We start from the raw sequence: 21,203 nt of genomic DNA on the forward strand, positions 1-21,203 counted from the left end.
GTCGTTGTCCGGGGCGGGCGGCGGGTGGGCCGGGTGTGGGCCGGGACTCGGACCGTCGCGCGAGCCGGACTCAGCAGCCGTCGTAGCCGGCCGTCGGCATCGAGAGGCGGCGGTGGACGCGGGCCTTCATCTCGGCGCTGTACGTGGGTTCGCACGCGTCGACCGTCGCCAGCGGGACGTCCCGGCGCACGCACTCGGCGGTGAACTCCGGGAGCGAGCGCAGCGCCCGGCGCAGGACGCGCTCGTTCGGCGCGACGAAGGCGTTCACGTCGCCCTCCTCCACCGCCTGCCACAGGGCGTCGTGGTCGGCGCGCAGGGCGTGCAGCAGGAGTTCGCGGGCGATCACGTGCCCGCGGTCCGCGGCCCACTGGGCGCACATCGCGTACTGGCTGCGGCTGTCCACGAGGAACGGCTCGCGGTCCAGCTCCTCCAGCGGTGTCAGGCTGGCGATGGCGGCGACCCGCAGTTGTGCCATCAGACGTCCCCCCGGGTTCGACGGGTCCCGCACCCGCGCGGTGCGGCGCCGGTTCCTCGATTCCGCGCCGACCCTACTGCGCGCCGTATGGTCGTAGCAGGTACGTGAGGCGAACAGTCGCGGAACGGACGGCGGAAGGGAACAGCTCGGTGCCGGTGGAGATCACCTGGTGGGGGCACGCCACCTGCACGGTCGAGGACTCGGGGACCCGGGTGCTCACCGATCCGCTGTTCGCGCGGAGGCTCGCGCATCTGCGCCGGCGGCGCGGCGACGTACCGCCGGAGCGGGCCGCCGAGGCCGAGGCCGCGCTCGTCTCGCATCTGCACGCCGACCATCTGCACGTGCCGTCCCTGGCGCGGCTGTCCGAGGGCACGACCGTGCTGCTGCCGCGCGGTGCGCGGGCCGCGGTCCCCGGACTGCGCAAGCTCACCGGGCTGCGGTTCGAGGAGGTCGTGCCGGGTGACGAGGTACGGGTCGGCGCGGTGACCGTACGCGTCGTGTCCGCGCGGCACGACGGGCGGCGGCTGCCGGTGGGGCCGCACCGCTCGCCGGCGCTCGGCTTCGTCGTCGAGGGTACGGCGCGGACGTACTTCGCCGGGGACACCGGCCTGTTCGACACGATGGCCGAGGAGGTCGGTCCGGTCGACGTGGCACTGCTCCCGGTGGGCGGCTGGGGCCCGTTCCTCGGACACGGGCACCTCGACGCGGGCCGGGCCGCCGAGGCGCTCGCCCGGATCGCGCCGCGCAGCGCGGTGCCCGTGCACTTCGGCACGTACTGGCCGATCGGCATGGACGCGGTGCGGCCGCACGAGTTCCACGCCCCGGGCGCGGAATTCGTCCGCCAGGCCGGGCTGCGGGCGCCCGAGGTGGCCGTGCATCTGCTCGACCAGGGCCAGCGGGTGCGCCCGGAGGTCGCCAAGTGAACCTGCTCGCTCTCGCCGACGCCGTGCCGCCGGAGTCCACCCAGCAGGCCGTCGGCTATCCCTCGCTGTTCCTTCTCGTGGTGCTCGGCGCGCTGGTGCCGGTGGTGCCGACGGGGGCCGTGGTGAGTTCGGCCGCGGCGCTCGCCTTCCACCATTCGGCGCCGCAGTCGCAGCTGTACGTGTTCGGGGTGGCGGCGCTCGCCGCGTTCATCGGGGACTCGGTCCTGTACTGGCTCGGGGCACGCGGCATGCGTTCGCGCAACGGCTCGCGCTGGCTCAACGCCATCCGCGACCGCGCGCCGCAGGAGCGGCTCGAACTGGCGCAGTCCAAGCTGCACGAGCACAACGTGTCGGTGCTCGTCCTGTCGCGTCTGGTGCCGGCCGGGCGGATCCCGGTGATGCTCGCGTGCCTGATCGCCCGGTGGCCGCTGCGGCGCTTCGCGCGCGGCAATCTGCCGGCGTGCCTGGCGTGGGCGGTCACGTACCAGCTCATCGGGATCTTGGGCGGATCGCTGTTCCCCGAGGCATGGCAGGGCGTGGCCGCGGCGATCGGTCTGACGGTCCTGATCAGCGTGACGCCCACGCTGTGGCGGCGGGCACGGGCGCGGCTCAGCCCGGGGTGACGGCGCGGCTCAGCCCGGGGTGAGGCCGCCCGGGTCCGGGCTCGCGGGCTCGATGACCCGGGACGCGCCGACCGCGAGGTCCCACAGGTCCGCGCGGGACCGGCCCGCCGCGCGCCAGGCGTCACGCACACGGTGCAGGGGTTCGAGGACGGGTTCGGCCGAGAGCAGGAAGGTGGCCCAGTGCATGGGCGCCATCCTCCGCGCGCCCAGGTCGACGGTCGCCCGTACGGCCTCCTCGGGATCGCAGTGCACGTCGCGCAGCCACCAGCGGGGCTCGTACGCGCCGATCGGGAGCAGCGCGAGGTCGATGCCGGGGTGGCGGGCGCCGATCCGTTCGAACCAGTGGCCGTAGCCGGTGTCGCCCGCGAAGTAGACCTTGCGGCCGCCGTGGTCGGTGAGGACCCAGCCGCCCCAGAGCGTGCGGCAGGTGTCGGTGAGGCCGCGCTTGGACCAGTGGTGCGCGGGCACGAAGTCGAAGCGGACGCCGTGCAGTTCGGCCGCCTCCCACCAGTCGAGTTCGGTGACGCAGAGGAAGCGGCGGCGGCGGAACCAGCGGCCGAGTCCGGCCGGCACGAACACGGGTGTGTCGCGCGGCAGGCGCTTGAGGGTGGGGGCGTCGAGGTGGTCGTAGTGGTTGTGGCTGATGACCACGGCGTCGACGGGCGGCAGCGCGTCCCAGGCGACCCCGGCGGGGGTGACGCGGGCCGGGGTGCCGAGGATCTTGCGGGACCAGACGGGGTCGGTGAGCACGGTGAGCCCGCCGATCCGCAGCACCCAGCTGGCGTGCCCGACCCAGGTGACGGCCACGGTGTCGGCGTCCGCGCGCGGCAACGGGCCCGGCTCGAACGGGAGGTGGGGCACGTCGAGGAGACAGGACCGGTCGGGCCGTACGGCACCTTCGCGCGCGAACCGGGCCAGCGCCCGCACCCCGGGCAGCGGCGCGGTCAGCCGGTCGGCGAACGTCCGCGGCCAGCTGCGGTGTTCGGCCAGCGGCCGCAGCAGCGACGACGCCGGCCGGGCCCGGTCCGCCCGGGAGGCGAGGGACTGCGACTCCTGTGTCATCGGGGCAACTCCTGTCGCGTCGGGGCGGCGGCTCGGGCTGGGTGGTGCGGTCGGGCGGCGGTGGTGGTCGGTGGGGTGCCGGGCGCCGGGTGCCGGCTCGCCGAGGCGCCTTCCGGGCGAGAACTCAGGTACCGCCTCGGCAAGGTGGCTGCCGGGCCGCAGCGCGGCAGTTGCCCCGGCCCGGTGCTCACCGTTCCCGAACCGGCGCGCCTCGCCTGGGCGATTGACGGGTCACCGGGCGGCTTGCGGTTCATCGAGGCGGTTCCGTTCGCCGCGTGTCGGCCCGCAGGCCGTCGAGTGCGTCGGTGAGTTCGGCCAGGGCACGTCGGATGTGCGGGAGTTCGAGCGGGTCGGTCGCGGTGAGTGCGGTGAGGCGTTCGGTGCGGTCCGTGCCGAGGAGCGGGCCGACGGGGATACGGGCGCGCAGGGCGCCCAGGTCGTCGCCGAAGCGGTGGCCGCCCGGCACCGGCATGCCGAGCCGTGCGCTCAGATGGTCCTCCAGTTCCATCGCGTCGCTGACGCCGCGCTCGGCGAGGGCGGCGCGCAGCGGCCCGAAGTCGGCGTAGAGATGGCGTCCGGCGACGGGGGCACGGCCGAAGGCGCCCGCGGCGAGGACGATGCGGTGCACGGCCTCGGCGACCCGGGCGTGCAGGCGGACGGCGGCGGTCAGCCGCGCGGTCACCTCGGCGGGTTCGCCGAGTGCGTGGGCGGCGGCCGCGGCGACGGGCGCGGCGACCGAGGAGCCGAGGACGGTCAGGACGTCGAGGGCGCGGGCCCGCAGCGCCGCGCCCTCGTCCGTGGCGGGGAAGCGGGCCGTCGCGGCGGGCCAGTCGGGCGGCAGGAACGCGCCCGAGAGGTCGGCGAACACGGTGACCTGCCGCGGGAGCATCTCGGCCGGGCCGATCAGGATCGTCTCCTCGGGGTGGTGCAGTGTGTCGCGCCACGTCTCGTCCGAGGCGATGTGCAGCCCTTCGCCGAGCGCCGCCTCGACCGCAGCGTGCATCACCTCGGGCGGTGCGACGGTCGCGGTCGGGTCGTCGGCGACGGAGAGCACGAGGAGCCGCGGATCGCCGCCTTCGTCGCGTACCCGCCGGACGGTTTCGAGGAGCGCGTACGGATCGGGCACTCCCCCGCACTCCGCGGGCGTCGGCACATGGAAGGCCTCGCGGCCGAGCAGCCGCACCAGCGGCGCCCACCAGGCGCAGCAAGGACGCGGCAGCAGGACATCGCCGCCGGTCGCCGCGATGAGGGCGCACAGGAGCGGGGCGGCGCCCGCGGCCGCGGCGAGCTGACCGCGTTCGGCGGGCAGTCCGCGCCGCCGCCAGTACCCGGCGGCGGCGTCGAGGAGCACGGGCCCACCGCCGGGCGGCTCGACATGGGCGCGTCCGGCGGCCGCGGCGAGGACGGCGGCGAGTTCGGGGAGCACGGGCAGACCGAGGTCGGGGGCGGGCGGTCCGTACCGCAGCGGACCGTGGCCTTCGGGGACCGTCGGCGGCATGCCTACCTCCGTGAGCGCGCGGGAGCCGGTGGGGTCGGGTGCGGGCGCGGCGGGGTGCCGCCGCCCGTCGTCGTACCCGGGAGGGGCGGCGGATCCGGCACGCGCGCGGTCAGCTCTCGGTCTCCGACTGCCGGCGGCGGATCACGTAGAACGTGGCGCCGAGCGCGCCCGCGACGAGGAGCGCGCCGGTCACCATGGTCTGCGCGGAGTCGGTGAAGCTGCCGCCGACCCCGCCGCGTACGCCGTAGTGGATGGGGGCGTTGCGGGCGACGGTGAAGCTCGCTCGCCACTCGGTGCCGCCGGGGCACTTGCCCTCGACGCTCCAGTTCGAGGAGTCGCCGACCGCGTTGGGGCCGTTGCCCGAGAAGTTGGCGTTGGCGGCGATCCGGGCGGTGCCGTTGTAGGCGGGGCCGACGCCGGGGATGGCGGCGTTCTCGACCTTGTGCAGGCGCACACTGCCGTTGGCGAAGGCCTGGGAGTGCGCCTCGATGGAGTCAGGGGCCCAGCCCCGCTCCGCGTAGGGGCAGGACACGGAGACCGTGACCATGCCGCCGGGCGCGACGGTGCGCGGGCTGACCTCGGCGGAGGTGTCGGCCGCGTGGGCCGCGGGCACGGCACCGGCCACGCCGGCGGCGACGAGCGCCCCGGCGGCGAACACTCGGGCGATACGCATGGGTGCGGGCTCCTTCGACGCCTCGGCCGCGGCACGCGTTCGTGCCGCGCACCCATGGAAACCTGACCCTTCATCACCCGCCCGCGCCGACGGGCCATTCGCGCGATGGCGAGGGCCGGTTGGGTGAGGCGGCGGGCCCTTCGGGGCCCTGCGGCGGGTGCGGCGCGCGTGGCCCGTGAGCCGGGGGTCAGGCGCCGTCGTGCAGCGCCGGGGGTCAGGCGGCGTCGCGCAGCGCCCGGGGTCAGGCGGCGTCGCGCAGGACCTCTTCGCGTACCGTCGCGCAGCAGCGGCTGATCAGCCGGGAGACGTGCATCTGCGAGATGCCGAGCTGTTCGGCGATCCGGCTCTGGGTCATGTCGTCGAAGAAGCGCATGTAGAGGATGGCCCGTTCGCGTTCCGGCAGGGCCCGCAGCCGTGGTGTGACGGACTCGCGGTCGACGACCGCGTCGAGCGCGGGGTCGGGCGCGCCGAGGGAGTCGCACAGGGTGTGTCCGTCGCCGCCGCCCGGAAGTTCGGCGTCCAGGGACAGGGCGGTGAAACTGTCGAGCGCCTCCTGGCCGGTACGTGCCTCGTCCACGGTCAGCCCGGCGTGCTCGGCCATCTCCTCCAGGGTCGGGGCCCGTCCCGGGATGCTCTGCGCGAGGTCCTGGCCGGCCTGCCGTACACGTCGGCGCAGCTCCTGTACCCGGCGCGGCACATGGAGGGTCCACAGGTGGTCGCGGAAGTGGCGTTTGATCTCGCCGGTCACGGTCGGCACGGCGTAGCTCTCGAAGGCGTGGCTGCGCTCGGGGTCGTAGCGGTCGACGGCCTTGACCAGGCCGAGCGCCGCGACCTGGCGCAGATCCTCGTACGCCTCGCCGCGGCCGCGGAAGCGTCCCGCGAGCCGGTCGGCCATGGGAAGCCAGGCGCGGACGAGTTCCTGGCGCAGGGCGTCACGCGCGGTGCCCTCGGGCAGGGCGGCCAGTTCGCGGAAGCGTGCGGCCGTGTCGGGGGCGTCGTCGTGTGGATGCCGGGTGGAGCGCGGTGTGAGGGTATGCATGAGTGCTGCAACTCCCTGAAGGGTGCGCATGGTCGGGCACGGTCACCGGGGAGCCGTCCGCGCGGACCGGTCTGCGACGCGGCCACTCCCGCCTGTGCCTCAGGTGGTGTCCGGCGGATCATGCCCCGGGTCCGAAGCACGAGGTGCGCCTGCCCGCACACCACCCGGTCAAACGCCGCGCACCCCCGCCCGGCCCGCCTCGGCGTGCCCGCCCTGCCCGCCTCAGCGCGCCCGCTCGACCCGCCGCTCGTCCCACACCGGTCCGCTCGTCTCGCGCACCTTCCCGTCCGAGCCGAACACGAGGTAGCGGTCGAAGGAGCGGGCGAACCAACGGTCGTGCGTGACAGCGAGCACCGTGCCCTGGAAGGACTCAAGGCCCTCCTGGAGCGCCTCGGCGCTCTCCAGGTCGAGGTTGTCGGTGGGCTCGTCGAGCAACAGGGCGGTGCAGCCCTGCAGTTCGAGCAGCAGGATCTGGAAGCGGGCCTGCTGGCCGCCGGAGAGCCGGTCGAAGGTCTGCTCGGCCTGGTTCGTGAGCTCGTAGCGCCGCAGCCGGGACATGGCCGCGCCGCGGTCCTTGGCGTGGTCCTTCCAGAGGATGTCGAGGAGGGTGCGCCCGGACAGCTCGGGGTGCGCGTGCGTCTGCGCGAAGTGGCCGGGGACCACGCGTGCGCCGAGCTTCCACAGGCCCGTATGGGAGACGTCGCCGCCGGCGAGGAGCCGCAGGAAGTGGGACTTGCCCGAGCCGTTGGAGCCGAGGACCGCGACGCGTTCGCCGTAGAAGACCTCCAGGTCGAACGGCTTCATCAGCCCGCTCAGTTCGAGGTTCTCGCAGGTCACCGCGCGTACTCCGGTGCGTCCGCCGTGCAGGCGCATCGTGATGTCCTGCTCGCGCGGCGGCTCCGGCGGCGGCCCGGCCTCCTCGAACTTGCGCAGCCGGGTCTGGGCGGCGTGATAGCGCGAGGCCATGTCGGGACTGTTCGCGGCCGCCTGGCGCAGGTTGAGGACCAGCTTCTTCAGCTGGGCGTGCTTCTCGTCCCAGCGGCGGCGCAGCTCCTCGAAGCGCGCGAAGCGCTCCTTGCGCGCCTCGTGGTACGTGCCGAAGGAACCACCGTGCACCCACGCGTCGGCGCCCGCGGGGCCCGGTTCCACGCTGACGATCTTCTCGGCGGCGCGGGCGAGCAGCTCGCGGTCGTGCGACACGAAGAGGACGGTCTTACGGGTCTCGGCGAGGCGCTCCTCGAGCCAGCGCTTGCCAGGGACGTCGAGATAGTTGTCGGGCTCGTCCAGGAGCAGCACCTCGTCGGTGCCGCGCAGCAGCGACTCGAGGACCAGGCGTTTCTGCTCGCCGCCGCTGAGCGTGCGGACGTCACGGAACTGCGCGCGTTCGTAGGGGACGCCGAGCGCCGCCATCGTGCACATGTCCCACAGCGTCTCGGCCTCGTAGCCGCGGGCCTCGGCCCAGTCGGAGAGCGCCTGTGCGTACCGCAGCTGGGCGGCCTCGTCGTCGATGGTCATGATCGCGTGCTCGGCGGCGTCGACGGCCTTCGCGGCCTCGCAGATCCGGGGCGTGGCAACGGAGACGAGCAGGTCACGGACCGTGGTCTCGTCGCGTACGGAGCCGATGAACTGGGGCATCACGCCGAGGCCGCCGCTGATCGTGACGCCGCCGCCGTGGGGCTGGAGCTCACCGGAGAGGAGCCGCAGGAGGGTGGTCTTGCCCGCGCCGTTCGGGCCCACGAGGGCGACTACGGCGCCCTCGCCGACCCGGAAGGAGACATCGCCCAGGAGCGCCCTCCCGTCGGGGAGGTAGTACTCGAGGTGCGCGGCTTCCAGGTGTCCCATGGGCCGGATTCTGCGTTGCCGCCGCGGGATGCGGCAAATCGTTTTCGCGGCGCCCGGCCTTCGCGGGGACCTCCCGCACCGGCATGCGCCCGCGGACGTGTCCCGACAGGCGCGATCGTGGGTACGCGAGGAGCATGGTTTCTTACGATGCTTTCGCCGATCCGCACGTCAGAGGCCGGGTAGCCGTCGTGGACGCCGGACGGTCCCGGCTCGTCGCGCTCGACATCGCGGCGTTCGACGCCGTCGCCGGGCGGCACTGGCCCGGGGCCGATCCGCTGCTGCCCTGGCTCAGCCGGACCGCCGACCACTCCGTGCTGTGGTGCGCCGCGGCGGGCGCCATGGCGCTGACCCGTTCGCCGCGCGCCCGGCGGGCCGCTCTGCGCGGGCTCGCCTCGCTCGCGCTCGCGTCCGCCACCGTGAACACCGTGGGGAAGCGGGCGGTGCGCCGGGCGCGGCCGCTGCGGGACGCCGTCCCGCTGATCCGGCAGCTGAACCGGCAGCCCTTCACGACGTCGTTCCCGTCCGGGCACTCCGCGTCCGCCGCGGCCTTCGCGGCCGGGGTGGCCCTGGAGTCGCCGCGGTGGGGTGCGGTGGTCGCCCCGGTGGCCGGTGCGGTCGCGCTCTCGCGGGTCTACACGGGCGTGCACTACCCGGCGGACGTCCTCGCGGGCGCGGCTCTCGGTGTCGGCGCCGCGTTCGCAGTACGGGGCCTCGTACCGACCCGCGACCAGCTCCCCTCCCCCGGCCGGCCGCCTGCCGAGGTACCGGCGCTGCGGGACGGCGCGGGTCTGGTGATGGTGGTCAACTCCGGTGCGCGCACCGCCGACCGGGCGCACCTGCTCCTCGCGCAGCTGCCCGGCGCCGAGCTGGTGGAGTGCGAACCGGCCGCGCTCGGCGAGGAGTTGGAGAAGGCGGCCGAGCGGGCCCGGGTGCTCGGGGTGTGCGGCGGCGACGGGACGGTGAACACCGCGGCCCGGGTCGCGCTGCGCCACGGCCTGCCGCTCGCCGTACTGCCCGGCGGCACGCTCAACCACTTCGCGTACGACCTCGGCGTGGAGGGCGAACGGGATCTCGCGCAGGCGATCACACGGGGCGAGGCGGAGGCGGTGGACGTGGGGCGCTTCCGTGCCGGGGACACGGACGGGGTCTTCCTCAACACCCTGAGCCTGGGCGTCTATCCGGAGCTGGTGCGCCGCCGGGACCACTGGGCGCGGCGGGTCGGCGGCTGGCCGGCCGGGATGCTCGCGGCGGCCGACGTACTGGGCGCGGAGCATCCGCTGGAGGTGGAGATGGGCGGGCAACGGCGACCGCTGTGGCTGCTGTTCGCGGGCAACGGGACCTATCACCGCCGGGGTCTCTCGCCCGCCCGGAGGCACGATCTGGCCGACGGGCTCCTCGACGTCCGGGTCGCGCACGGCGGCCGCGGGCCGGGGGCGCGGCTGCTCGCGGCGGCGGTCGCGGGACCGCTGAGCCGCTCCCCCGCGCACGCGGCGGTGCGGGTGCGCAGGCTGCGCGTCCACTCGCTCGCGCCCGGCACCCCGCTCGCGTACGACGGTGAAGTCGTGCCGGTCGGGCGGGAGTTGAGGCTCGACAAACTGCCGGGTGCGTTGCGCGTGTACCGACCGCGGCACACCTGACCCACCGTCAGTCGCGTCTCGCATTTCAAGATGGGGATCTCATTATTCGGCCGACGAGCGTACGGTTCACTGCATCGCCCCGGGTGACGGCACCCGGGACCTTGCCGGAAGGGGACCGGTCATGGCCGAGGAGACCGCTGTCTACACGCACGGACACCACGAGTCCGTACTGCGCTCGCACACCTGGCGCACCGCCGCCAACTCCGCGGCCTACCTCCTGCCGGAGATCAAGCCCGACCAGCGCATCCTGGACGTGGGCTGCGGCCCAGGCACCATCACCGCCGACCTGGCCGCACTGGTACCGCAGGGCCATGTCACCGGCGTCGAGATCGCGGCCGGCGTCCTGGACCGGGCACGGGCCGCGGTGACCGAACGGGGCCTGGTCAACGCCGAGTTCGAGGTGGCCGACGTGCACCGGCTGCAGTACGCGGACGACAGCTTCGACGTCGTGCACGCCCACCAGGTGCTGCAGCACGTGGGCGATCCCGTACAGGCACTGCGCGAGATGCGCCGCGTGACACGGCCCGGCGGAATCATCGCCGTCCGCGATTCGGACTACGCAGCCATGACCTGGTACCCGCAGTCGCCCGTCCTGGACACGTGGCAGGCCCTGTACCAGCGGGTGGCCCGGGCCAACGGCGGTGAGCCGAACGCCGGGCGCCGTCTCAAGTCGTGGGCGCTGCAGTCCGGTTCGGCCGAACACGAGATCACCGCCACGTCCGCCACCTGGACCTACTCCACACCGGACGAGCGCGCCTGGTGGAGCGGCCTGTGGGCGGACCGCACCACGAGCTCCTCGTACGCGGGTATCGCCGTCGAGGGCGGGCACGCCACCACCGAGGAGCTGGCGGAGATCGCGGAGGCCTGGCGGGCATGGGGACGGGCCGAGGACGGCTGGTTCTGCGTGCTGCACGGGGAGCTGCTGATCCGCGTCTGAGATCCGGGTGCCGTTGCCGGGAAACGATCTCCCGGCCGCATCGCGCCAACTACCCTCGTCCCCATGGAGATTCTGGGCACCACGCTGCGTATCTGCGTCGAGGATCTGGACGCCTCGGTGGCCTTCTACGAGCGGCTCGCCGGCGTCAAGGCGCTGCGCTTCGAGCGGGGCGGCGTGGAGGTCGCCGCGGTGGGCTGCTTTCTGCTGATGAGCGGGCCCGAGGCGGAGCTCGAAGTGCTCCGCAAGGTCACGGCGACCATCGCGGTGCCCGATGTGGACGAGGCACAGCAGGTGCTCAGCGCGTCGGGCGCGCACATCGTGGCCGGTCCGGTGCCGACGCCCGCCGGCCGCAATCTGATCGCGGTGCACCCCGACGGCACCGTCTTCGAGTACGCGGACCAGCGGGCCGTTCGCGGCTGACCCGCCGCCCCTCCCCCGAAGAGTCCTCGCTCACCGCTCCTTGCCCGGCGGCCGCATCCGGAAGTCGTACGCGGCGGGCACCGGCTCGTCCGCAAGGAGCTCCCAGGTCTCGGCCAGCGCCTCGGAGCCCTCGCGCAGATCGGCGACCTCGAAGCCCTCGTCGTAGATCCGGCGGGCCGCGGCCGTGTCGCCCTCGGCGAGCAGGAGCTGGACCTCGATCAGCCGGAAGCGGCCGCGTTCCCTGGTGGCGGGACGCAGCCGGTCCCACACCGCGCGGGCGGCCTGCGGACGGCCCGCTGCGAGCTGGGCCGCGATGGCCTCGCGGCCCAGCGCCGCACAGGCGGCGGTCCACACCTCGGTGTCACGGCGCTCGGCGCACAGGTCGTCGAAGGCCTCTGCATACCGGTCGGCGCCGCGCTCCAGCTGGCCCGCCGCGCAGTCGGCGAAGGCGAGGCAGCGCAGCAACGGCCAGATGGACGGGGCCAGTTCGAGCCCGCGCTCCCAGCTGCGGACCGCCTGCGAGCGGTCGCCGGAGTGCCATTGGGCGACACCGAGGTGGTACTCGGTGAGCGGTGCGGCGGGCGCGGTCTCCAGCATGTCCCGCCAGTGCGGCGCGACCAGCGTGGGGCCCGGCGGGGTCACACGGCGCGGTTCGGGATACGAGCCGGTGTGGGCGAGTTCGAGCCACGGGGACTGCTCGGCGTCGAGGGTCTCCTCGTCGAAGGGGGTGCCGGGCAGCTTGTGCCCGGCCCGGATCACCTCGAGGGCGCCCCAGCCGGAGCCGGTGGCGAGCCGCTCACCGGGTTCGGTGTCGGCGTGGGCCCGCCACTCCTCGTACACCTTCTGCAGCTCCGCCCGGGGCAGCACCTCTTCGAGCCGTCCCGCCGCCTCGTCCCGCGCCGCGCCCCAGTCGTCACCATGGACGCGGGCCGGGTCCGCGCTCAGCGGTCCGTACGCCTCGCACCAGCTGAACTCGCCCGCCGCCTCAAGACGCACATGCTCCAGCTGAGTGCGGGCGAGTCCGGCCTGGATCTCGGCGTAGCCGCCGGTGCCGGGTTCGGTGAGCCACTGCTGCCAGCGTCGGCCGCCGGTTCCGCTGCCCCAGGTGAAGAGCTTGCGGCCGCGCAGCCGGTCGGTGGAGGCGTGGACGAGGCCGTGGCCCTGCTCGTCGAGTGCGGTGATCCAGCGCCGGGCGGTGTCGGACAGCTCGTAGAAGTAGTCGGCCGGGGTCGGGCTGTTCAGGGGGTACGAGCGGTCGGTGCCGTCGAGCAAGGGGACGGGGACGCGGTGCAGGGCGCGCTCGTAGCCGTAGTGCCAGGCCTCATCGGCGGGGGCGAGGACGCGGTGCTCCTCGGGGACCGCGATGTTCGACCACCAGTAGACCGGCACGGGCTTCTCGTGCGGATTGCGGATCCGTATGCCCACGTACAGGAAGTCCGAGTCCTCGGGCAGCCACAGATCGACCTGGTACGGGGTGTCGCGCAGCCGCTCCCACTCCCAGAGCCGCAGCATCGTGCCGCCGTCGGGCGCCTCGACGGGGGCCGCGTGGACGGGGGCGCACGACAGGGTGGAGTGTCCGGTGGCGCCGATGTTCCACTCGATGCCGCCCGAGAACCAGGCGCCGTTGAGCGCGAAGTCGGCGGGCTGGAACACCGGGTTGGAGTAGAGCAGTTCCCGGCCGGTGGGCTTGTGGTGCAGCGAGTGGATCCGGCCGCCGAGCCCGGGCAGGACGGTGACCCGCAGCCGTGCGTTCTCCAGGACGAGCGTGTCCAGGGTGAGCGTGCCGCGGGTCCGGTCGTATCCGTCGAGGACGAGGACCGGCAGGATGCTGTCGAGCGGGCGGTGGCCGAGCTGGCGCCGCATCTCCAGGGGCATGCCCGCGCGCACCCGCTCGTCGACGGTGACCGCGTGCACCCGGCCCGGCAGGCGGAACGCGGGCAGCGGGTTCGGCGGGCCCAACGGGGCACCCGGCAGCGTCAGTTCTGCACGTCGGATCGTCGTCATTCGACCATGGAAGCCGCAGATCGCGCCGGTCGCCAGGGGCCTGCCCGGTCAGGATTGCGCAAAACCCGCGGGCCGGGGTCAGTCCTGGCGGTGACCGGTGAGCGCGTCGACCACGAGGTCGGCCAGGAGCGCGCCCGCCGAGCCGTCGGGGTCGAGGTCCGGGTCGTAGATGGTGATGTTGAGGCCGACGCAGTGGTCGGAGGCCGCCAACGTGCCGAGCAGGGCGACGAGTTCCCCGGGCTGCAGGCCGTCCGGGTCGGGGGCGTCGACCGCGGGCATGATCTCGGGGTCGAGGCTGTCAGCGTCGAAGTGCACCCAGAATCCGTCGAGTTCGGGGATCTCCAGGGTCTGGCGCACGGCGCCCGCGATGGTCTCGGGCCCCCATTCGCGGATCTCGCCGACGCTCGCGTTCGGGATCTTCAGCTCCCGCAGCTCGGGGATCTGCGGGTCGTCGTCGCGGATACCGAAGAGGCGTACGTCGTCGTCGCGCAGATACGGACGCAGCCCCTCCAGATCGGTCAGGTCCCGCTGGCCGCGCCCGGTCGCGAGCGCCAGCTCCTCGCCGCCCGCGGCGCCGACGCGCTCCGAATTGCCCGGGTGGCGGAAGTCCGTGGAACCGTCGATCGCCGCGAGTCCGTAGCGGCCCATGCGGCGCATCGCGAGCGAGGCGCCGAGCTGGATCGAGCAGTCGCCGCCGAGCACCACGGGGAAGTCGCCCGCGCGCAGATGGTGCTCGATACGGTCCGCGAGCTTGACGGTGTACGCGGCGATGGCGGCGGCGTTGAAAACCCCGTCCCCCTCGCGCCAGTCACCCCGGTCGTAGCGCGGCGGCACCACGACGCCGCCTTCCAGCGCACCGAGCCGCTGCACGATCCGCTGCTCGCGCAGGGCACCGGCCAGCTTGTAGACCCCGGGGACGGTGCCGGGGGCCGGCGGGCGCAGGCCCAGATTGGACGGGGCGTCGAGGACCACGATGCGTCGCATGGGTTCCATCCTGGGCGACGTAGGGTTGATCGGTCCACGGGTATACGGGGCTCCGGCCCCCGCGACGGAAGCAGATCGGCATGGGCGCAGCACACACGTACCGGGTCATCGTCCGAGGCGCCTTCGAGGACCTCGGCGAGGCGACACGCGCCCGGCTGCTCGCGGAGGTCGACGAGCACGGCATGAACGCGATGCGCTTCAGCGAGGAGGGCTCGCTCGCGTACGACCGCACGCTCAAGCACTTCTCGTACCGCTATGTCGTCGTCTCCGACAGCGATGACGGTGACGAGATGGCGGGGGTCATCGCCGAGGACCGCGCGGAGAGCGCGCTGCGGGAGCTCGGCGCCGGGCACGGTGCGCTCAAGGCGAAGGTGACCGACATGGACACCATGAAGATCAACCGCAAGGGGCGCTGAGCGGCCGCGGCGCCCGTTTCACCAAAGCCGCGGCCTGCGCCCTCGGGTCCGGCCGCCTCAGCCCGCCGCGAACTCCACCACCGCCAGACCGCCCGCCGGGTGCACGCCCACGAGCTTGAGGCCCGACTCGCCCGCCAGGTCGGCGAGTTGGGACACCGTGCGCTCCTTGCCGGCGAAGAAGACGAGCATCCGCAGATCCATCTCGGTGCGCAGCTGCTCCCCGTCGCCGCCGATCTGCTCGATCACGAAGACGCGGCCGGTGCTGCCCGCCGCCTCCGCGCAGCGGCGCAGGATCGCGACGGCGGAGGAGTCGTCCCAGTCGTGGACGATCGAGGACAGCAGATAGCCGCCGTACCCGGTGGGCAGTTCGTCGAAGAAGCTGCCCTCGACCGCGTCACCGCGCTCCTTGAGCCGCTCGGCGGCGAACCGTATCCGGGCGAGCTCGGCGGTACGGTCCCGGTCGAGCACCGTGCCGTGCAGGGTGGGGTGGGCCGTGAGCAGGGCGGTGAGCAGGGCGCCGTTGCCGCCGCCGACGTCGAGGACGCGGCCGAGTGCCGCCCAGTCGTAGGCGGCGGCGAGCAGCGGTCCGTCGACGCCCGCGTTGCGGCTCATCAGGGTGTCGAACCGTTCCTGCCGGTCGGGCGTCGTGGCCAGATCGTCCCAGAACGAGGCACCGTAGCGGAGCGGGAAGCCGGGCAGCCCGGTCCGTACGGAGTGCAGCAGCTCGACCAGGGAGAGGTCCGCGCGGCCCAGCGGTGAGGCCATGTCGAGCCAGGGGTGGGCGCCCGAAGGGTGGTCCGCGTGCAGTTCGGCACCCAAGGCGGTGAGGGAGTAGCGGCCCACGGCGTCGCGGGCGAGGACCGCCTTGGCGGCGAGATGCGCGAGCATCCGTTCCAATGCGTCGGCGTCCGCGCCCACCACGGCGGCCAGTTCACGGGCGGTACGCGGCCCCTCGTCGAGGGACTCCGCGATCCGCAGTGTGGCGGCGGCACGGATCGCCATCGGCGTCGCAAGGTCGGCCAGCGCGGCGAGGGTTGAAGGTGGACGGGTGGGTTCGTGGACCGGATCGCCGGTCGGTTCACCGGCTGCATCGGCGGTTGGTCCGTCGGTGGGTGTGGTCGTCGGGCCGGTCCCGGCCGAGGCGCTCTCGGCGTCCGTGCCCGGAATGTCCGCAGTCATGGTGCGCGTCCTCTCCCCAGCTCCCCCGGCCCTCTCCCCCGGCGCGGACGCGGTGGCGTCGCCTACCGGACCATTTCCCGCGTGAGGGCCCACCGCTCATGGTCGCGCCACGCCCCGTCGATGTACAAGAAGTCCGGCGAGAACCCCTCCAGGCGGAACCCGCAGCGGCGGGCCAGCGCGATCGAGGCGGCGTTGTCCGGCTGGACGTTGATCTCCAGGCGGTGCAGCCCGAGCGCGGGCCCGAAGGCATACGTGATGAGCAGCCGCAGCCCTTCGCTCATCAGGCCCTGTCCGGCGGCGTGCGCGAACGCCCCGTATCCGAGCGCGCCGTTGCGGAAGGCGCCCTCGACGATGTTGTTGATGTTGACGTAACCGGCGATCCGGCCGCGGGCCGGCTCGTGGCCCTCGTCTACGCCCCGTTCGCAGATCAGGAACCCGGCTCGCGCGGGATCCTCGATCAGCCGCTGCGCGTACAGGGCGAACTGCTCGGCGGTCACGGGCGGGGCGAGCCACGGATGGTGCAGCTCGCGGCTCTCGCGCGCCAGCGCGACGAAGACCTCGCCGTCGGCGTACGTGAGGCGGCGCAGGCCGACGCGGGGCCCGGTGGCGAGGTACGTCGTGGTGCTGTCATCCATGGCCGCACCTTAGAACGCCGCGGCCGTGCGGCCTCGGGTTACTCCCGGGACCGGTGCCTGCCCCGGGACTTCGCGGGCTACGCCCTGGGGCAGGTCTCCGTCTTCTTGACCACGCCGATGTCGATCGTCTGGCCGGTCAGCTCGACGCCGGGCGCCGGGGTCTGGGTGCAGACCTTCCAGTTCAGGGGCCACAGGACGTTCCGTTGGTAGCCGCTCGCGTCGTGCAGATCGACGCGCGTGCGGTAGTCGACCGTGCGGAAGACGTCCATCAGGCCCTTGCCCCGGAAGTCAGGCATCGGCGGTCCTGCCGCCGTCGCGGTCGTCACGGTGAGGGCCGTCGTGGCGAGCACGGTGCCGGTGAGCACGGCCGCCCGGCGCAAGAGTGTGGTCACTTCCGTCTCCTGATGAAGTAGGCCCCGCACAGCGCTCCGATCACAGCCGTCAACAGCAGCGCCATCCAGAGCGGCATGGTCACTTCGGGGATGAGCAGACGGATCTTCGTGCTGCGGGTGTTCTCGAAGATGAAGACAAGGCCGAGGATGCCGATCGCGGCGACCGTCAGACGTCCGGGCGTCATCAGCCCCTTGGCCTTGCCGCCGCCGGTGCCGCTGGTGCCGTTGGAGTTCTTGGAGCTCATGCGGGCCCTTCCGTCCGGGGTGACGCCGTCGCCCCCTTCGGCCAGCATGGGCAGCCGACCGTCCGGCCGCACGCGGCCGGTGCCCCTGCGGGTGGCGGGCTGGGCCCAATGGGTGAGGCGGGTGGCCCTCGCGGGGAGGGCCTGGCTCACTGGGACTGCGGTGGTACGGCCGCCTTCCCGGACGGAGTGGGTCATGGCGCACGAGGTCGAACTCGGGCAGGTGAAGGAGACCCTCCTGATGACGCTGTATCTACGGGCCGTCGACAGCCGCAAGGCCCATCCCGTCCTCGGCGACCCGTACGCCCAGCGGCTCGTGGAACAGATCGACTACGACTTCGCCCGGCTGCGCGGACTGCGGCCCCTCGCCCCGCTGATCGCGACGCGGGCGCGGCGCTTCGACCACTGGACCACCGCGTTCCTCCAGGAGTGGCCGGACGGTCTCGTCCTGCATCTGGCCTGCGGCCTGGACAGCCGTCCGCTGCGGGTCGAGCGGCCCGCGTCCGCGATGTGGATCGACGTGGACTACCCGGAGGTGATCGCGCTCCGCGAGCGCCTCTACGGTCCGGTCGACGGTGTACGGGCCCTGGGTTCCTCGGTCACCGACGCCGGATGGTGGGACGAGGTGCCGCGCGACCGGCCGACGCTGGTCGTGGCCGAGGGGCTGCTGATGTATCTGCCGCCGGACGAGGTGAGCCGTCTGGTGAACCGCGTCGCCGGTCACTTCTCCCGGGGACGCCTCGTCTTCGACGGAGTGGCCCCCTGGCTGCGGTCCCTGGCGGGTTTCCACCCGCTCCTGCGCCACACGCGGACGTCCTTCCGCTGGGCCCTGCCCGCCCCCGACCGCTTCGCCCGGGCCCACCCACCCCTCCGTCTGCTCGCCTCGCTCTCGGTCCTCGACGAAACGGGCCGCACCTGCCAGTGCACCCCGTCCCGCACGGTGCTGCGAGGGCTGGCCCGCATTCCTCCGTTGCGGGACGGGTGGCGGTTCGTGCGGTACGGGTTTGTGGCGGGCTCCTGAGATCGGGGAGTGCGGCCGAGGAGTTCGGCCCGAGAGTTCGGCCGGGGAGTTCGTCCTCGCCTCGGACGACGCGGCGGCGCCCGGAGCGCGGCTCACCTCAACGCGGGTACCTCCAGCCGCAGTTCGCCGGCCTCCGCGTCCAACAGGGCCGGTACCCCCAGCGGCAGCGTGAGCGCACCGTCGCAGTGGCCGAAGCCGACGTTCTCCAGGATCGGCACGCCCAGGCCGCCGAACCGGTCGGCGAAGACCTCGCGCACCTCCTCGTACGGACCGCACTCCTGCCAGGAGCCGAGCAGCACCCCCGCGACCCCGTCCAGCCAGCCGCTGCGCAGGAGTTGGGTGAGGAGACGGTCGATGCGGTAGTCCTCCTCGTCGATGTCCTCGATGCACAGCAGCCCGCCCCGCGCGGACGTCCGCCCGAACGGGGTCCCGAGGTCCGCGACAAGCAGCGCCAGGCAGCCGCCGAGGGTGACACCCCGCGCGCGACCGGGCGTGACGGACGGGTCCGACCGGTCCCCTCCGCCCGCGCGGGCGCCGGTGCCGTCGGGCACCAGAGCCTGGCCGCCCGTGATCGTCTGGACCGATTCCGGTGTGAACAGCGTGGCCTTCAAGTGCTCCTGCGCCCGAGCGTTCTTGAGGAAGTCGGCCGTCGCCGCCATGGGCCCGTGCAGCGTGACAAGACCGAGCCGCAGCGCGAACGCCTCGTGCAGCGCAGCGATGTCACTGAACCCCACGAACACCTTCGGCCCCGCAGCCCGCATCGCATCCCAGTCGAGCAGATCGACCATGCGTTGCACGCCGTACCCACCGCGCGCGCAGATCACCGCGGACACCGAGGGGTCGCACCAGGCCGCCTGGAGGTCGGCGGCCCGGTCACGGTCGGCTCCGGCCAGGTAGCTCAACTTCGGGTGCGTGGCGAGCACATGGGGGGCGACGACCGGTTCGAGGTCCCAGCCGCGGAGGATGTCCAGGCCCGCTTCGAGCCGCTCCTCGGGGACGGGTCCGCTCGGCGCGACGACGGCGACCCGCGCGCCCGGCCGCAGACGCTGCGGCCGGGTGAGCGGCGCGACGCCCCGCGTGGGTGCGGGATCGTCCCAGCCGCTCTCGCCCCACCCGCTGCGGATGGTCTCCCCTTCACGCCTCACTTGCTCAGCTCCAGTGTGTCGATTCCGGGTGGCCGCAGTCCGAACACCTGGGCGTACAGCGACAGTTCCGCCTCCAGTGCCCGGATCATGGTGTCCGCGCGGCGGAACCCGTGCCCCTCGCCCTCGAAGGCGATGTAGGCGTGCGGGATCCTGCGGCCCGCCATCCGCGTCAGGAACCGCTCGGCCTGGCTCGGCGGACAGATCACGTCGTCGAGCCCTTGCAGCAGTAGGAAGGGCGCGGTGACATGCTCGGCCTGCGAGGTGGGCGACCGCTCGGCATACCGGCCGGGGACCTCCGCGAACGGTCCGACGAGCGATTCGAGGTAGTGCGACTCGAAGTCATGGGTCTCGTCGGTGGCCCAGCCCTCGAGGTCGAGGACGGGATAGATGATCGTGCCGCACGCGTAGACATCCGTCGTGGCGAGCGAGGCGGCCGTCGTCCACCCACCCGCGCTGCCGCCGCGGATCGCGAGGCGCGCCGGGTCGGCGGTGCCCTCCTCGGCGAGCGCGCGGGCGACCGCCGCACAGTCCTCCACGTCGACCACGCCCCACTGCTCGCGCAGCCGTTCGCGGTAGGCGCGGCCGTAGCCGGTCGAGCCGCCGTAGTTGACCTCGGCGACGCCGATGCCGCGCGAGGTGAAGTAGGCGATCTCCAGGTCGAGCACGAGCGGTGCGTGCCCGGTCGGCCCGCCGTGCGCCCAGACGACGTACGGCGGCAGGGTGTCGTCCGGGCCTCGGTGGCCGGGGTTGTGCGGGGGGTAGATGTGGGCGTGGATGTCACGGCCCAGCGGTCCGCTGAAGGTGCGGATCTGCGGCTCCGGGTAGTACACGGGGTCGACCGGGTCGTCATGGGCGGCGCCGATGACGCGGGCGCGGCCCGTGCGGATGTCGAGCTCGACGACCTCCGCCGCGCTGCGCGGGCTGGCCGCTATGCCGACCACACGCGAGCCGTGCGCCGCCAGGGTGGGCGACCACTCCGTCCAGGGCCCGGCGACGTCCACGACGTCCGTGGTCTCGGGGTCGAGGATGCCGAGCGCGGTCGCCCCGACGCCGTGCACCACGGCCACCGTCCCGTTCTCCAGCGGCACGAACCACTGCTGCCCGAGCTTCCACAACGGCCCGGCGAACTCCTCCTCTCTTGGACAGAGCGCCACCGCGAGGGGGCGGCTCGCCTCCGGTCCGCCACCCACAGCGGGCGTCCCCTCAGGTCCGGCACCCGCCAACGCACCCGCACCCGCACCAACCCGGCAGCGGTACAGGTTCCACCACCCGCTTCGGTCCGACGCGAACACCAGCGTCCCGTCGTGCGCCCACTCGGCCTGGGCGATGGACTCCTCCAGGCCGCCGGCCACGACCCGGGCGCCGGTGAAGGTGCCGTCCGGTGCGATATCCGCGACGGTCAGCTCTGTGCCGTCCCACGGCATCCGCGGGTGGTCCCAGCCGATCCACGCGACCTGTCCGCCGTCCGGCGCCACCCGGGGTGTGGTGATGAACCGGTGCCGTCCGTCCGACAGTTCACGCACCGCCGCGCGGTCGTGCGCGGCGGACCCGTCGAGCGGCACCGCGGCCGCCACCCGCCGTACCTCCTGCGGGCCCTCCCCCGTGAACTCCTCGAGGACGCACCACACTTCGCCGCGCTCGGCGAGGATCTGTGGCTCGGCCCAGCGCAGCCCGCCGCCCACCGTGGAGACCGGCGTCAGCGGCACGGGTTGCGCGCCGGGCCGGTCCGGCTCGTACGCGTAGAGCCGCTGGTCGGCGAAGTCGCTGAAGACCACCAGCGGTCCCGTGGCCCGCTGGACCGCCGCCCATGGCCGGCCGCCGTATTCGATCACGCGTGTCCGCACATTCCACGGCAGTGCGAGCACCGACTCCTCGCGTCCGTCGGAGCGCCGGCGCAGCAAGGCGCGGCGGCCGGCCTCCGCCGGGCGCGGCTCGGTCCACCACACCTCGTCGCCGACGAAGCCGACCCACTCCGGGCGGCCGTCGTGCGAGGCGGCGAGGGCCGCGTCGATCGGCGAGGCCCACTCCCCGTACGGCTCGGTGCGCACCATGTCCC

21 protein-coding genes are annotated in these 21,203 nt (G+C 73.6%); 7 read left to right on the top strand and 14 right to left on the bottom strand.

Translation table 11 applies throughout. From position 1 onward, the window contains the following. Positions 1 to 70 precede the first annotated feature (70 nt). Positions 71 to 475 carry a hypothetical protein gene (locus ACIBI4_RS04040; RefSeq protein WP_399201951.1) on the bottom strand — a complete coding sequence of 135 codons (405 nt, stop codon included), beginning with the start codon at positions 473 to 475 and terminating at the stop codon, positions 71 to 73. Between the two features lie 149 nt (positions 476 to 624). Here ACIBI4_RS04040 and ACIBI4_RS04045 point away from each other — a divergent pair, with 149 nt between their 5' ends. Both ACIBI4_RS04045 and ACIBI4_RS04050 read left to right on the top strand, forming a co-directional pair. Further along, positions 625 to 1,398 (top strand): MBL fold metallo-hydrolase, encoded by a 774-nt coding sequence (locus ACIBI4_RS04045; RefSeq protein ID WP_399201952.1) that lies wholly within the window; start codon positions 625 to 627, stop codon positions 1,396 to 1,398. Continuing rightward, on the top strand, positions 1,395 to 2,021 hold the full coding sequence (locus ACIBI4_RS04050) for a DedA family protein (protein WP_399201953.1): 627 nt from the start codon (positions 1,395 to 1,397) through the stop codon (positions 2,019 to 2,021). Before ACIBI4_RS04045 ends, ACIBI4_RS04050 begins: the two co-directional genes overlap by 4 nt. 9 nt (positions 2,022 to 2,030) lie before the next feature. Here ACIBI4_RS04050 and ACIBI4_RS04055 read toward each other — a convergent pair whose 3' ends face one another. The 5 genes from ACIBI4_RS04055 to ACIBI4_RS04075 all read right to left on the bottom strand — a co-directional run bounded on the left by ACIBI4_RS04055 (position 2,031) and on the right by ACIBI4_RS04075 (position 8,135). Then, positions 2,031 to 3,083: an MBL fold metallo-hydrolase gene (locus ACIBI4_RS04055; RefSeq protein WP_399201954.1), complete on the bottom strand. Its 1,053-nt coding sequence runs from the start codon at positions 3,081 to 3,083 to the stop codon at positions 2,031 to 2,033. Positions 3,084 to 3,333: 250 nt separating this feature from the next. After that, positions 3,334 to 4,581, bottom strand: coding sequence for a pyridoxal phosphate-dependent aminotransferase (locus tag ACIBI4_RS04060; RefSeq protein WP_399201955.1), 1,248 nt, complete (start codon positions 4,579 to 4,581; stop codon positions 3,334 to 3,336). Between the two features lie 109 nt (positions 4,582 to 4,690). After that, positions 4,691 to 5,254, bottom strand: coding sequence for a hypothetical protein (locus ACIBI4_RS04065; RefSeq protein WP_399201956.1), 564 nt, complete (start codon positions 5,252 to 5,254; stop codon positions 4,691 to 4,693). Between the two features lie 241 nt (positions 5,255 to 5,495). Further along, on the bottom strand, positions 5,496 to 6,293 hold the full coding sequence (locus ACIBI4_RS04070) for a SigB/SigF/SigG family RNA polymerase sigma factor (RefSeq protein ID WP_399201957.1): 798 nt from the start codon (positions 6,291 to 6,293) through the stop codon (positions 5,496 to 5,498). Positions 6,294 to 6,515: 222 nt separating this feature from the next. Continuing rightward, positions 6,516 to 8,135 (bottom strand): ABC-F family ATP-binding cassette domain-containing protein, encoded by a 1,620-nt coding sequence (locus ACIBI4_RS04075; RefSeq protein ID WP_399201958.1) that lies wholly within the window; start codon positions 8,133 to 8,135, stop codon positions 6,516 to 6,518. Between the two features lie 134 nt (positions 8,136 to 8,269). Here ACIBI4_RS04075 and ACIBI4_RS04080 point away from each other — a divergent pair, with 134 nt between their 5' ends. The 3 genes from ACIBI4_RS04080 to ACIBI4_RS04090 all read left to right on the top strand — a co-directional run bounded on the left by ACIBI4_RS04080 (position 8,270) and on the right by ACIBI4_RS04090 (position 11,129). Then, the gene (locus ACIBI4_RS04080) at positions 8,270 to 9,772 is read left to right on the top strand and encodes a bifunctional phosphatase PAP2/diacylglycerol kinase family protein (RefSeq protein ID WP_399201959.1); all 1,503 of its coding nucleotides are present in this window, start codon (positions 8,270 to 8,272) and stop codon (positions 9,770 to 9,772) included. 121 nt (positions 9,773 to 9,893) lie between these two features. Then, positions 9,894 to 10,709, top strand: a complete 816-nt coding sequence (locus tag ACIBI4_RS04085) for a class I SAM-dependent methyltransferase (RefSeq protein WP_399201960.1) — start codon at positions 9,894 to 9,896, stop codon at positions 10,707 to 10,709. Positions 10,710 to 10,772: 63 nt separating this feature from the next. Beyond that, on the top strand, positions 10,773 to 11,129 hold the full coding sequence (locus ACIBI4_RS04090; RefSeq protein WP_399201961.1) for a VOC family protein: 357 nt from the start codon (positions 10,773 to 10,775) through the stop codon (positions 11,127 to 11,129). Between the two features lie 30 nt (positions 11,130 to 11,159). On the opposite strand, the gene ACIBI4_RS04095 is transcribed toward ACIBI4_RS04090, so the two are convergent. Continuing rightward, positions 11,160 to 13,133 (bottom strand): DUF5107 domain-containing protein, encoded by a 1,974-nt coding sequence (locus ACIBI4_RS04095; protein WP_399201962.1) that lies wholly within the window; start codon positions 13,131 to 13,133, stop codon positions 11,160 to 11,162. A 78-nt stretch (positions 13,134 to 13,211) separates the two neighbouring features. Beyond that, on the bottom strand, positions 13,212 to 14,117 hold the full coding sequence (locus ACIBI4_RS04100; protein WP_399201963.1) for an arginase family protein: 906 nt from the start codon (positions 14,115 to 14,117) through the stop codon (positions 13,212 to 13,214). Positions 14,118 to 14,197: 80 nt separating this feature from the next. On the opposite strand from ACIBI4_RS04100, the gene ACIBI4_RS04105 reads away from it, so the two are divergent. Continuing rightward, positions 14,198 to 14,533 (top strand): DUF6204 family protein, encoded by a 336-nt coding sequence (locus ACIBI4_RS04105; RefSeq protein WP_399201964.1) that lies wholly within the window; start codon positions 14,198 to 14,200, stop codon positions 14,531 to 14,533. Positions 14,534 to 14,590: 57 nt separating this feature from the next. Here ACIBI4_RS04105 and ACIBI4_RS04110 read toward each other — a convergent pair whose 3' ends face one another. The 4 genes from ACIBI4_RS04110 to ACIBI4_RS04125 form a co-directional block, all read right to left on the bottom strand. After that, positions 14,591 to 15,712, bottom strand: a complete 1,122-nt coding sequence (locus ACIBI4_RS04110; RefSeq protein WP_399201965.1) for a methyltransferase — start codon at positions 15,710 to 15,712, stop codon at positions 14,591 to 14,593. Positions 15,713 to 15,774: 62 nt separating this feature from the next. Then, on the bottom strand, positions 15,775 to 16,347 hold the full coding sequence (locus ACIBI4_RS04115) for a GNAT family N-acetyltransferase (protein WP_399201966.1): 573 nt from the start codon (positions 16,345 to 16,347) through the stop codon (positions 15,775 to 15,777). A 77-nt stretch (positions 16,348 to 16,424) separates the two neighbouring features. Continuing rightward, a complete protein-coding gene (locus ACIBI4_RS04120; RefSeq protein WP_399201967.1) occupies positions 16,425 to 16,739 on the bottom strand; it encodes a hypothetical protein in 315 nt (104 codons plus the stop codon). After that, positions 16,736 to 16,984, bottom strand: coding sequence for a DUF1049 domain-containing protein (locus ACIBI4_RS04125; RefSeq protein ID WP_399201968.1), 249 nt, complete (start codon positions 16,982 to 16,984; stop codon positions 16,736 to 16,738). The genes ACIBI4_RS04120 and ACIBI4_RS04125 overlap by 4 nt, the downstream gene beginning before the upstream one ends. Before the next feature lie 193 nt (positions 16,985 to 17,177). Between ACIBI4_RS04125 and ACIBI4_RS04130 the strand changes: the two genes are divergently transcribed. Further along, positions 17,178 to 18,002, top strand: a complete 825-nt coding sequence (locus tag ACIBI4_RS04130) for a class I SAM-dependent methyltransferase (RefSeq protein ID WP_399201969.1) — start codon at positions 17,178 to 17,180, stop codon at positions 18,000 to 18,002. Between the two features lie 92 nt (positions 18,003 to 18,094). Here ACIBI4_RS04130 and ACIBI4_RS04135 read toward each other — a convergent pair whose 3' ends face one another. Together ACIBI4_RS04135 and ACIBI4_RS04140 are read right to left on the bottom strand one after the other, a co-directional pair. After that, on the bottom strand, positions 18,095 to 19,045 hold the full coding sequence (locus ACIBI4_RS04135) for an LD-carboxypeptidase (protein WP_399202038.1): 951 nt from the start codon (positions 19,043 to 19,045) through the stop codon (positions 18,095 to 18,097). Positions 19,046 to 19,143: 98 nt separating this feature from the next. Next, on the bottom strand, positions 19,144 to 21,198 hold the full coding sequence (locus ACIBI4_RS04140) for a prolyl oligopeptidase family serine peptidase (RefSeq protein WP_399201970.1): 2,055 nt from the start codon (positions 21,196 to 21,198) through the stop codon (positions 19,144 to 19,146). Between the last annotated feature and the right edge of the window lie 5 nt (positions 21,199 to 21,203).

It is taken from the genome of Streptomyces sp. NPDC050418, from assembly GCF_044458745.1.
Lineage (GTDB): Bacteria > Actinomycetota > Actinomycetes > Streptomycetales > Streptomycetaceae > Streptomyces.